We start from the raw sequence: 12,704 nt of genomic DNA, 5'->3' as shown, positions 1-12,704 counted from the left end.
TAACATCTAGCTCTCTACTGAGCTATAGTGTCCTCTAACGGTATAGGAAAAGCTACTTTCAGTCAAGTAAACACCTCTAAAATAGGACATATATATTTTCACATACGACAAAAATGCGTATTTCTTCACAGGTTCATTCCCCTCTTTTGTCGCAGAGATTATGAGAATCATAGGTCGGCTGGGAAAAGTACCGGCTAAAAACAGAAAAAAAAGGGCAATCCTCTTTTGTACATAGTACATATCGAGAGGATTGCCCTTTTTGGTGCAATCTCGGCCTGACCAGATGACGTTTATAGGCCTTCAAAAAGCCTGTTTTTTAAGAGCGGTTACTTTAAGGTCAACAGCGCTTCGCGCTCAGCAGCAGTGGCAAAAACGTCTTGATTCTTTACCAGCTCAACCAGTTTCTTTCGTCCTTTGGGGCTCCCAATCATCAACACACCAACCAGCTTATTTTCACGGAAGAAGAGACGGCGATAATTCTCGTTGCCTTTCTCGCCTGGTTCGCGCAGTGCAATGGTATCAAGCTCAGGATTGCTGGACTCTGCACTGCCTACAACGGCAATATTGACGTCGAAGAGGGGACTTGTATAGGTAGGAACATCCACATAAGGGGTATGACCCCCCGCCATATTTGTTCCTGCAATGCGCCCATGAGAGGTCGCATTATCCCAGGTTCCCATCGTATGATGGCGATTCAGCGTAGTATCAAAGAACTCGGCCACATCGCCAGCTGCAAACACACCTGGAACGTTGGTCTCCAGATATTCGTTCACCACAATTCCATGATGGACTTCAATCGGCGTCTCTTTGACGAGATGCGTATTCAGCGTAATCCCCAGACCAATTCCAATCATGTCTGCCTGGATCTGCCGTCCTTTTGTCGTTTTTACATACCCTGGAACGCCATTGCTGGGCACGATCTCTTCAATCTCATCCCCATGGATGACTTCCACGCCAAATTTCTTGGCGATGTTATCAACGACTTCTCCTCCATCGGCGTCCAAAGAATTTCTTAACCAGTAGGGGCCGCGCATCAGCCAGGTTGTCTCTAATTTGCGCATCGCAAAACCATCGCACAGCTCATAGGCAATAAAACTTCCCCCATAAGCCAGGGCTGTACGCGATTCCCTCATACGCTCAATCAGAGTTTTGGTGTCGTCCAGCGTCACAAAGTTATAAATATGTTTGGTATCTTTCGCGCCAGGTACCTGTAATGAATTGGCCCATCCACCGCTGGCAATGAGGAGAGCATCATAGGGAAACGTTCGTCCATCGCTCGTCTCAACAAGACGCTCTTCCGTCTGGATCTGAGTCACAAGCGTCTCGGTGATTAACTGGATATTGCGCTGCTCATGCCAGGCAAAATCTTTAATCATTACCTTCTGCTCAACGATCACTCCTTGCAGAAAACGAGGCAGAGAGACACGATTATAAAGGGGATATGGCTCGTTGGTCAGCAGCACAATACTACAATTTGGATCGTTCTTGCGTAACGTCTCCGCCGCAGTTGTACCAGCCACGCCGTTCCCAATAATAACATATTTTTTTTCGTGAGTTGACAACTCTATCTATCTCCTTGTTCGAGCCAAAATAACGCGGACACTCTCTTGTCGGCAGCTTTCAAAAAATCTTAGCATAGATTGCTAGAGAATACCATAGCTGAGAAGACCACTCCTCAGAGCCTCAGTATGGGCGAATCTTTGTAACGAGAGAGCCATTTTTCCGCCAGAGCTTCTACGCGATCGGCAGATAGGAGTACAGCAACCACACATTAAGCGCTGTCACCAGGACAACCAATAAGATATTAAAGGCCTGGGTCAGTCGGCTATTCACAAATGCTCCCATGATCTTCTTACGGCTTGTGAGGATGACCAGGGCCCCCATGGTAAAGGGAAGTTGCAGACTTAAGATGACCTGGCTGATAACAAGAATCTCAACTGAAGAGATATGAAAGAGAGGGGAGGTGACCAGCAATGCGGGGAGGAGCGTAATAATGCGCCAGATCCACATTTTTACCTTCATATTTAAAAAGCCCCGCAAGACGATCTGGCCCGCAATCGTTCCAGTCGTTGAAGAGGAGAGGCCAGAAGCCAGCAGACCAATGCCAAATGCCAGTGATGCCAATCCACCCAGGATAGGCGTGAGGGTGGCCGAAGCGGTCTGCAAATCTAATGTCGCTGGATCTACATGCTTATAAAAGATGGCTCCAGCCACGACAAGCATTGCCGCATTGACAAAAAAGGCTACGTTCAGGGCCGCAATCGTGTCGATCTTGGCCAGGCGAAACACTTTCTTACGCTCGAGAAGCGTTGCCTCTGGACTACTCAGCCGCAAAGGAGCCAGAAAGGAATGCAAAAAGACATTATGTGGCATCACCGTTGCCCCCAGAATACCAACCGCCACCAGGATGCTACCAGCAGAAAACTGAGGCACAACGGTATGCAGGGCAATCTGGCCCCAATCAGGGCGAATCAAAGTGGTTTCATAGACGTAGGCTAACCCAATAATTGAGACAAAACCAATGATGACATATTCGAGTTTACGAAAACCCCAGCGACTGAGGGCCAATAACCCCATCACGATCATGCCCGTCAGGATTGCCGCAGGAAATAAAGGGATGCCAAAGAGGATGTTAAAGCCCAGTGCTCCACCAAGAATCTCGGCCAGATCCGTGGCCATGATGGCAATAATAGCGGTTGCACCAAATGCGTTGGCAAACGGACGCGGAAAATGTTCGCGAATAAGTTGTGCCAGATCTTTTCCTGTCGCTATTCCAAGTTTGGCCGCTGAGATCTGGAGAAAGATAGCGATCAGATTGCTCGCTAAAATAACCCATAATAATGTATATCCATAGCCCGCACCCGCAGCAAGATTGGTCCCCCAGTTGCCCGGGTCCATATACCCCACACTGACCAGAAAACCAGGTCCCAGGGCCGCAAAGATCTCCCTGACACCAATTCCCCAGCGATTCTCACTCGTCCAGATATGCTTCCATCCTTTTAATAGCTTCAAAGTGAGAGGGGAGACTTCTTCTACACCTGACCGCGATTTCGATAATAATGCCATAGACACGCTCCTCTTTGCCGCCTTTTTCTCAAACCTGGCGTTTCTGATCTTCGCTTCTCAGATTTTTATGTACTAAAAAATAATTATTTTAGATTGGTAAAAATATCATAGCATAAGTTTTAAAATCTTTCAAGATAATTTTCCCAGGATACTTTCCCCAGAATAATTTCTTAGAGTGGGAGCAGTTTCATTTTGCGCGGCAACAGATATTGTTTTCTCCTACTAACTTGGGTTATACTCATCTGGATAGATAATCTGGCGGTCTTGGGCTTAATACTCATTCTTCGCACACTTAAAGATCTACTCTACGTACCTATGTCTTTACTCTCGCAATCATTTTAAGCAAGAATGGTTATTCTTTACAAGAGCGCTGCATTCAAATGTAATTAAAATAGGCAAAAAAAAGAGGAGAATGCGCAAATGAGTAATCAGCCTCCCTATTATCCGGAGCAGCCCTCCCAGCAGCCTGGTTATGGCTCTGGCCCGGGCTATCCGCCACCAGCAACTCAATACACTCCCAATCCTTATCCCAATCCCAATCAGTATCAAGATCCTAATCAATATCAGAACTATGCTGGACCTCAGGCTCCTGACCCTGGCAGCGGACAGGCTCTGGCTGGCCTGATCCTGGGTATTGTGTGTATTGTCCTCTGCTGGATCCCAGTGATAAACTTAATTATTGGTGTGCTTGGACTTATCTTCTCAATCATTGGGCGCAAATCAGTACAACGCCATACCATTGCAATTGTGGGGATTGTTCTCTCAATTATTGGCCTGGTGTTCTCTATTTGTGACACAGGCCTGATCATCACTGGCATTCTTGCAGCTCTCTCTAATTCTGCAAACACGACAAACTATTAATTATTAAGGAAGAGAATGAATGCTCTTCCGCAGGTAACAGCAGGGGTTGCAGCTCCAATTTTCACATGGAAAAATTGTGGAGCTGCAACCCCTGCTGTTATGTGAAAGATACCCTTAGAAAGCCCCGGGGCGACTGATGATCGGCTTCAGCGCTGGATAGAGCGCTCGATACGTTTCATATGCCTGCTGATACGCTGAAGCTACGTTCTGGTCTGGCTCGGTCTTTTCAAGCACACGCACTGTTTTTTCACAGGCAACCTGAACAGATGGATAGACACCTGCCGCGACGCCAGCGAGTAAAGCTGCTCCAAAGGCTGGCCCTTCGCTCGCATTGGTGACAACCAATTCAACTCCGAGAATATCTGCAATGATCTGGCGCCAGAGCGGGCTTTTCGCGCCTCCACCTGTGGCTCGCACCTGCTCTAAACGCAATCCCTGCTCTTGAATAATAGAAAAACAATCCTTCAGGCTAAAGGCGACACCTTCCATAACAGACCGAATCAGATGACGGCGATCATGGCTGGCAGTCAGGCCAATCCACCCACCACGTGCATAGGCATCCAGATGGGGAGTCCGCTCGCCTTGCAGATATGGAAGGAAGATCAATCCCTCGCTCCCAGCAGGAACACCGGCTGCCTCTTGAGCCAGATAGTCGTAGGCATCGCCTCCCGTCCAGCGCTCCAACGCTCGCTCTGGCAGGCCAATGTTGTCGCGAAGCCAGCGCATTGAGAGGCCCGCACCTTGCGTAACCCCCATCAAATACCAGGCGTCGGGAGCCGCGTGATTAAAGGTATGGACACGTGGCACTGGACCAGAGGTATCGACCTGTGGGGTCTCTGCATAGGAGAGGACGATCCCACTGGTACCAACAGAGACGAGTGCCAGGCCAGGCACGACGACACCATTTCCAACGGCTCCACAGGCATTATCTGCTCCACCACCAGCAACGGGAACCCCCACTGGCAGCCCGGTCAGATGGGCAACTTCAGCGTTGATGCTTCCGCTCGCCGCATCTGCTGGCACAACTGGTGGCAGAATGGCCGGGTCAAGCTCAATGGCTTTCAAAACTTCTTGCGACCAGACGCCATGCTTGACATCGAGCAGACAGGTCCCTGCAGCATCGGAGATCTCCATGGCTTTGACGCCCGTCAAAAGATAACGAATATAATCTTTGGGCAACAGAAGCGTTCGGGCACGTGCAAATAGCGCTGGCTCGTTGTCGCGGACCCAGAGTAATTTCGGGGCGGTAAATCCGGTGAGCGCCGGATTACTGACATATTCAATAAGCTTGCTGGCTCCAACACGCTCAGTCATCCACTGACATTGAGCTTCGCTGCGCTGATCGGCCCAGATAATACAGGGGCGCAAAACCTGATCAGCTTCGTCTAACAGGACAACACCATGCATCTGGCCCGAAAGACCAAGTCCTTTGACATCGGCTGGCTTGACGCCTTGCTTTTCGGCTTTCTCCAGACAGCTACGAATCGCTGCAAGGGTGGCCTGCCACCAATCCTGGGGGTTCTGTTCTGCCCAACCGGGATGAGGATGAAAAAGAGGATATTCATAGAAGGCGTCTGCCACGACGTGCCCATCTTCTACCGCAAAGAGGGCTGCCTTGACGCCCGTGGTGCCCAGATCCAATCCCAAGAGTGTTTGCATACAAAGATGCTCCTTTGCACTGAGGTCTATTCAAATTGACTCGCTTGCTTCTCTATTCCATACTGCCAGCTGAGCCTGATCTGATTGTACGCCAAAACGCGCAAAGATGCATCTTCTTTTGCTCGCTTCCAGCAGACGTTTAATCAGCTGGATTCTTATGATCAGGCGTGTCCGTTGCGCCCATCTGGGACTTCTCAGACCAGGCAGTCCCTTCATCGCGTCCCGGGGCAGTTGCTGGACGACCTGGCTGGCGATGAGATTGACGCACTCCACTATGGCTGGGATTGTAAGACTCCTGTTCCTGCTCAGGACCAGGATTTTCCTGCTCATAGTCTGGTCCCTGAGTCTCACGATAGCCATCACGCAACTGATGAGCGTGTTCATTGTCTGAGGACAGGTCGTGAACTTTCTGCTGAGATTGTTTCTGCAAACGTTCCGGCGTTGTGCCAGCCGCGATCGCCTCATCATTGAGCCGTTGAACTCTCTGCTGCTCTGCCTGTTGCTTCGACGTATCCATTCTGTTATCCTTCCTCTATCAATTATCAATAGCAATCCTCAAACGGAAGATTTTTTCACCCTCTTCTTCATGATCTCTACAGATCTCACGGATCACTCTCAGAGAGCGTTTCATCTTTTTCATAAAAGCAAGCAGCATTTTCTTGTTACACTAGCCATTTTTGTCAATTTCCACCTCAATATATTTCCGTTTTCTTGCCATTACGTTAGAATATTTCTATAGAGATACAAAAAAGATTTTGTCGGGAGAAAGATCCTTGAATATACAGCTTACTTCAGAACAAGTATTAGCGATGGCTCCAGACAGTAGTTCGGCCTCGGCTGGCAAAAAGCTTTCTCAACACAAACATTGGCAGGGCCTGGGACAGAGCCCTGAAGCGCTCTGGGGAGAATGTCAGGGCAGCGCTCTCTATCGTGTGAGCGTTGACCTCTCCTCACTTGTAGCTCAGTGTAGTTGTCCGAGCCGCAAATTTCCCTGCAAACATAGCCTGGCTCTCCTTTTACTCGCCAATACATCCCCTACGCTCTTTGGAGAGGCCAGTGCACCCGAATGGGTAACTGAATGGCTGGCCAGACGGGCCGCATCCAATAAACGGAAAGAGGGCAAGGAACCGAAAGAGGGTCAGAGCTCAGCACCTTCTACCAGTCAGATCAAAACTGCTGAAAAACGCCTGACCCAGGTCAATGCAGGCATTGAAAAACTGAATCTCTGGCTAGATGATCTTGTCCGCAACGGACTGGGGAGCCTTGAAACGCGACCAGCAACGTTCTGGGAACATCAAGCAGCTCAGATGATAGATGCACAGGCTCCAGGGCTGGCAACACGGGTTCGCGCTCTCTCAACGCTTCCCAATGCCTCACCTGACTGGCCTCATAGACTTCTCACTCAGATTGGTCGTCTGGCACTTCTGACGGAAGCATACCAGCACTTAGGAGAGCTGGAGGCACCACTTCAGGACGATATTCGCATGCTGATCGGCTGGAATCTTAAGGAAGACGAGGTGCTCGCTCGTGGTGAGCATGTCACCGATGAATGGCTCGTCCTTGGACAGATCGTAGAAGAGAGCGACCGCAAACGCACCCAGAAGACCTGGCTCTATGGCACTACCTCTCAGCGCTCAGCAGTGATCTTTCAATTTGCCATCGGAGGTTCCACATTCACTGAATTCTATCCAACAGGAATCCGTCAGCAGGCCGAACTGGTCTACTGGCCAGGAGCAGCATCCCAACGGGCACTCTTTGTACATCGCACCGGCGATGTTACGCCAATCCAACAAGCTTTACCGGGACAGGCGTGCATTGAAGATTTTCTGACAACTGTTGCCAACTCGCTTGCACAAAACCCCTGGCGTGATGCTGCGCTCTGTCTTCTCACCAGCGTTGTACCAGTCTATGATACGGTACAACAGAGATGGTTTATCCGCGATCAACAGGCACGGGCACTCCCTCTGCTTCAGCAAGATCATTGGTATCTTCTAGCGATCTCGGGTGGTTTGCCAATCGATTTTGTCGGAGAATGGAATGGAGAAGCGCTTCGTCCACTTGGCCTCTTCGCCGATAGAATCTACCATACTCTTCTCTAATCCGATGCCATCCTTTTAGAGATCTCCCCATTTCTCAGCGTTCCTTGTAGAATTGGAGCACATTGTTATGAATCAACTCGTGACTCAGGCCATTGTTGGGACAGCGCATCAGAGCGAGCAGCCCATGACAACTGGGACGTCCATCGATGATCTGCTTCCCCATCTCGCAACACACACGCCTGAACGCAGACTTCTCCTGGTGGCAGGAGCGCAGGCACTTTATCAGCAGGCTGGCCTTCATCCCTATACCATCGAGACGCTCTCTGAACCAGCCGCTCCAGAGCAACTGCCAGACTGTACGCCAGCAGCAGCCAACCTGATCAGTTCACTTTTACAGCACAGTCGGCAGCAAGAATTCGTCCTCGAAGCGCTACAACGCTTGCAAAAAGCTCAACAGCGCCTGCCATTCACGCTACTGGCATCGGCTTTGACGTATGGAACGCAGCATGCAAACCTCCGTTCGGCACTGTTCCCCGTTCTTGGTGAACGCGGTCTCTGGCTCAGCCAACAGAATCCTGCCTGGAACTGGGTGGCAGAACTTCAGCCAGTGGTGGACGCTCCATTAGATAGAAACAATCTGCAAATACATTGGCAGGAGGGGAAACAAGGGGAACGCAAACAAGCTTTACGCGTGCTCCGCACACACCAGCCAGCTCAAGCGCGCGAGTGGCTCAGCGACATCTGGAAACAAGAGGCCGCCAACGTACGCGAAGCTCTATTAGAGACGCTTGCAATCAATCTTTCAGGAGAGGATGAGGAGTTTCTTAATAAAGCGCTTGAAGATCGCAGTGCGACGGTCCGTACGCTTGCAGTCAGACTACTGACACAAATTCCTGGTTCGGCCCTGCTACAACGAATGCTCGCACGTGCTGATGCGCTCCTGCCTATTGCACAGGGAAAAATCACAGTTATGCTCCCACAGAGCTGTCCCAAGGATTGGCAAAAAGATGGTATTGCCTTGAAACCTCCCAAAGGCCTTGGTGAGCGCTACTGGTGGCTACAACAAGTGCTGGCGCTGATCCCGCCTGCACATTGGGAACACCAATTTGCGCTGCCAGCACAGGAGATCCTGCGTCAACTGACGACGGACGAGAACAAAAGTCTGAACACAGTGATTGCCCCACCCATTGCAGAGGCCGCTGTCCTCCATCATGACCAGGACTGGATTTTGCTGCTCTGGAATACGGCAAGACAGCATCTTTTCACTCAGCAGCAGGTCTTGCTCCTCAGACATCTTCCGGCTGAGTATAATGAACAAAAAGCCATTGAGGAGAGCCACCATTTCCCGGAACAGGAGTGGATCGTCTATCTGGAAGCGCTCCCCAGACCCTGGAGCCAAACTTTTAGCCAATTCTATCTCAAGACGCTACGCAATCATTTCGCGACAACGATAGTCAATTACAATACTTTACAATTGATTAATCAGACCCTGATACTAGCAGCCTCCGCACTTGCACCCGAATGTTTGATTGAAGCCCAGTTGCCATGGACTATCATGTCGGAAAATCAACAATATGATTGGTATATTCAAAACGCACGCCAAAATGTGGATCGTTTTATTGAAAACATTCAATTACGCATACGTTTACTAGAGGAGATTTAAGGAATGACTCAATCAATTTCGACGAATCAATCAGCCACCAGTGCCACTGCCGTTCTTCGCCAACATGCTGAGCAGCAATATGCTGAAGAGCTGGCCGAATTAGTGAAAACAGATACTCGCCAGCGTCCCCCCAACTGGTCGCTCTCTCCGTGGGCGGTCCGCACCTATCTCATGGGAGCCAGGCTTGAGAATGGCTTTGTGATTACGCCCAAATATATCGGCAATCCACGTCTGATTGAGATCGCTGTCGCCACACTGGCCACCGACCGCGCACTGCTCCTCTATGGCGTTCCGGGCACTGCAAAATCCTGGGTAAGCGAGCATCTAGCCGCCGCTATCACTGGTGATTCGACGCTCCTTATTCAAGGAACTGCTGGTACCGATGAGAACGCGATCCGCTATGGCTGGAACTATGCCCGACTGCTTGCTGAAGGTCCCTCACCTGCTGCACTGGTTGTCAGCCCGATGATGCATGCCATGGAGACTGGCAAGCTGGCTCGCATCGAAGAGCTGACCCGCATTCCCAGTGAGGTACAGGATACGCTGATCACGATCCTGTCAGAAAAGACGTTGCCTGTTCCCGAACTCAATACCGAAGTCCAGGCTCATAAAGGCTTTAACGTGATTGCAACTGCCAATAATCGCGACAAAGGCGTCAATGAGCTCTCCAGTGCATTGATGCGCCGCTTTAATACAGTCGTGCTGCCACTCCCCAACACATTGGCAGAAGAGGTGGATATTGTTGATCGGCGCGTAGCCAGTCTGGGCCGCGCATTAGAGCTGCCCGTCGAAAAACCTGCGCTGGAAGAGATTCGCCGCGTGGTTACCATCTTCCGCGAGCTACGTTCGGGGGTAACGTTAGATGGCAAGACCAAATTAAAATCGCCCAGCGGAACGCTTTCTACGGCTGAGGCCATCTCGGTGGTCAATAGTGGACTGGCGATGGCTGGCTATTATGGTGATGGCGAGCTCCATGCCCCCGATCTGGCAGCTGGCCTGACGGGAGCCATTGTTAAAGATCCCGTTCAAGATCGTGTGGTCTGGCTGGAATACCTGCAAACTGTGGCTCGAGAACGCGATGGTTGGAAAGATCTCTATCGCGCTTGCAATGAGGTGCTATAAGAATGAGTCTTCATGTTTTCGGCATTCGCCATCACGGTCCAGGGTGTGCACGCAGCTTGCGTGACGCCCTGGAGGCGCTCCAACCAGACATTGTGCTGGTGGAGGGCCCACCCGATGCCCAGGATGTTCTGCCTCTGTTACAGCAGAAGGAGATGAAGCCGCCAGTTGCCCTGCTCATCTATGCACCAGAGCAACCAAAACAGGCCGTCTATTATCCTTTTACCTCCTTCTCGCCAGAATGGCAGGCCTTTCAATATGCCTATAAAAAACAGATTCCGGCTCGCTTTATGGATCTTCCTCAAGCCTTCCAATTTGCTCGTCTGCACAGCGAAGAAGAGGCTCCAGCTCCCTTTACGACCAATGAGCCAACAGATGAGCTGCCACTCTCTACATCTATCAATGAGGTAGCCATCGCACAACCGACAGAGCAAGAGGCACAGCAGAATCATGAGCATGATCCGCTGGCGCTCCTGGCTGAAGCCGCTGGCTATGAGGACCATGAGCTCTGGTGGGAGCTACAGATAGAGCAGCGTCAGAATACGGCCCATCTGTTTGAGGCTATTCTTGAGGCTATGACTGCGCTGCGTGGCGACAAGCCGCCAAAAGATGAAGAAGAGGCGTTGCGTGAGGCATATATGCGGCAGACGATCCGGGCCGCACAGAAAGAGGGCTTTCAGCGCATTGCCATCGTCTGCGGAGCCTGGCATGCGCCAGTTCTCACAAATCCTGGGCCAGCCAAAGCCGATGCAGCCCTGTTAAGCGGGCTCAAACGGAGCAAAGTCGAAGCCACCTGGATTCCCTGGACCAATTCTCGGCTCTCTCATCGCAGCGGCTATGGTGCTGGCGTCACCTCGCCCGGCTGGTATGAGCATCTATGGACGACACCTAAGCAGACCACAATTCGCTGGATGACAAAAGCGGCTCATCTTCTGCGCAAACAGGATCTGGATGCCTCTTCGGCAAGCGTGATTGAAGCCGTTCGACTGGCAGAGGCACTGGCTGCCCTGCGCGATCTTACCCGCCCTGGTCTAAGCGATCTGCATGAAGCGATCGAGACCATTCTCTGCCATGGCAATACAGAGCCAATGCAGTTGATTCGCGAAAAACTAGAGATCGGCGAGAAACTGGGCAAGGTTCCGTCAGAAGCGCCCATGGTTCCATTGCAGCGCGATCTTGAGATTCAACAACGGAAACTAAAGCTCAAGCCTTCACCTGAGGAGGCACCACTCGCCCTGGATCTGCGCAAAGAGAACGATCTTGCACGCAGTCGCCTGCTGCATCGCCTGGCCCTCCTTAATCTGAACTGGGGCAAGCTCCAGCGTAATCGCATTCAGGGGAGCACATTTCATGAAGATTGGAAGCTCGAGTGGAAGGTTGAGTTTGTCATTGCACTTATTGAAGCCAACATCTGGGGCAATACAATAGAGATTGCAGCCAGCAATTTCGTCAAGCACGAGGCCGAGAGCGCTCAGGAGCTCCCCACTCTCACAAAATTACTTGATAAGACCATGCTGGCAGAGTTGCCCGCCGCTATTGATCATCTCTTAGAACAGATTCAGGAGCGAGCGGCTATCTCAGCTGATGTCCGCCATCTCATGGATGCGCTTCCGCCTCTTGCTCGCGTTGCCCGCTATGGCAATGTGCGTCAGAGCAAGAGTGAGCAGATTCTCCCCATCATTGATGGGCTCTTTGAACGTGTCATTATCAGTCTCCCCATCGCCTGCGCAAATCTTGATGACGATGCAGCGCGCCAGATGCTCTCAAGCATTGACGCCGTTCAGGAATGTGTCTCGCTGCTCAATGATACGGAGCAACGGAAGCAATGGCAACAGACGCTGCGTAAACTTATGGAGCGAGAGAGCATTCATGGCCTGCTTCGTGGCCGCTGTTGCCGTCTGCTCCTGGAACAGCAGGTGCTCGAGGATGAAGAGCTTCAGCGTCAGACCAGCCTTGCACTCTCCTCTGCCGTCGAATCAACGCAAGCTGCCGCCTGGATCGAAGGGGTACTCAGTGGAAGCGGACTTCTCGTCATCCATCAGGATGCGCTCTGGATTGCGCTTGATCGCTGGCTCTGCACACTCTCTACTGAACAGTTTGAGGCTCTATTGCCTGTACTCCGTCGTTCCTTTGCTTCCTTCCAGAGTCCAGAACGCCGAAAGATGGGCGAGAAAGTCAAACATCTTCACACCGTCAGTAGCTCCGACAAAATCACAGCCACCGGAACAGCCACGCTCAATACCGAACGAGCAGCAAAAGTTTTACCGCTTTTAGCAAGTATCGTAGGGGGGAAATAA

At 51.1% G+C, this 12,704-nt stretch carries 9 protein-coding genes; 5 read left to right on the top strand and 4 right to left on the bottom strand.

Features of this window, described 5'->3' with window-relative positions; all coding sequences use genetic code 11:
* Positions 1 to 326: 326 nt before the first annotated feature.
* Both EL628_RS10645 and EL628_RS10640 read right to left on the bottom strand, forming a co-directional pair.
* Entirely contained in the window at positions 327 to 1,562 is a 1,236-nt protein-coding gene (locus EL628_RS10645; RefSeq protein ID WP_126579928.1) for an NAD(P)/FAD-dependent oxidoreductase, read from the bottom strand.
* 172 nt (positions 1,563 to 1,734) lie between these two features.
* Entirely contained in the window at positions 1,735 to 3,066 is a 1,332-nt protein-coding gene (locus EL628_RS10640; protein WP_126579927.1) for an Nramp family divalent metal transporter, read from the bottom strand.
* A gap of 420 nt (positions 3,067 to 3,486) precedes the next feature.
* On the opposite strand from EL628_RS10640, the gene EL628_RS10635 reads away from it, so the two are divergent.
* A complete protein-coding gene (locus tag EL628_RS10635) occupies positions 3,487 to 3,927 on the top strand; it encodes a hypothetical protein (RefSeq protein WP_126579926.1) in 441 nt (146 codons plus the stop codon).
* Between the two features lie 114 nt (positions 3,928 to 4,041).
* On the opposite strand, the gene xylB is transcribed toward EL628_RS10635, so the two are convergent.
* Positions 4,042 to 5,586, bottom strand: a complete 1,545-nt coding sequence (gene xylB, locus EL628_RS10630; RefSeq protein WP_126579925.1) for a xylulokinase — start codon at positions 5,584 to 5,586, stop codon at positions 4,042 to 4,044.
* A 139-nt stretch (positions 5,587 to 5,725) separates the two neighbouring features.
* The gene (locus EL628_RS10625; protein WP_126579924.1) at positions 5,726 to 6,103 is read right to left on the bottom strand and encodes a hypothetical protein; all 378 of its coding nucleotides are present in this window, start codon (positions 6,101 to 6,103) and stop codon (positions 5,726 to 5,728) included.
* 256 nt (positions 6,104 to 6,359) lie between these two features.
* Between EL628_RS10625 and EL628_RS10620 the strand changes: the two genes are divergently transcribed.
* The 4 genes from EL628_RS10620 to EL628_RS10605 all read left to right on the top strand — a co-directional run bounded on the left by EL628_RS10620 (position 6,360) and on the right by EL628_RS10605 (position 12,704).
* Complete coding sequence (locus EL628_RS10620; RefSeq protein WP_126579923.1) at positions 6,360 to 7,685, top strand: SWIM zinc finger family protein; 1,326 nt, start codon at positions 6,360 to 6,362, stop codon at positions 7,683 to 7,685.
* A gap of 67 nt (positions 7,686 to 7,752) precedes the next feature.
* The gene (locus EL628_RS10615; RefSeq protein ID WP_126579922.1) at positions 7,753 to 9,288 is read left to right on the top strand and encodes a DUF5691 domain-containing protein; all 1,536 of its coding nucleotides are present in this window, start codon (positions 7,753 to 7,755) and stop codon (positions 9,286 to 9,288) included.
* A gap of 3 nt (positions 9,289 to 9,291) precedes the next feature.
* On the top strand, positions 9,292 to 10,410 hold the full coding sequence (locus tag EL628_RS10610; protein WP_126579921.1) for an ATP-binding protein: 1,119 nt from the start codon (positions 9,292 to 9,294) through the stop codon (positions 10,408 to 10,410).
* A 2-nt stretch (positions 10,411 to 10,412) separates the two neighbouring features.
* Positions 10,413 to 12,704 (top strand): DUF5682 family protein, encoded by a 2,292-nt coding sequence (locus EL628_RS10605; protein ID WP_126579920.1) that lies wholly within the window; start codon positions 10,413 to 10,415, stop codon positions 12,702 to 12,704.

The sequence above is a fragment of the Tengunoibacter tsumagoiensis genome, from assembly GCF_003967535.1.
In the GTDB taxonomy this organism is placed as follows: Bacteria; Chloroflexota; Ktedonobacteria; order Ktedonobacterales; family Ktedonobacteraceae; genus Tengunoibacter; species Tengunoibacter tsumagoiensis.
The sequence above is the reverse complement of the archived record's forward strand: the minus strand, read 5'-3'. Positions and strand labels throughout refer to the sequence as shown.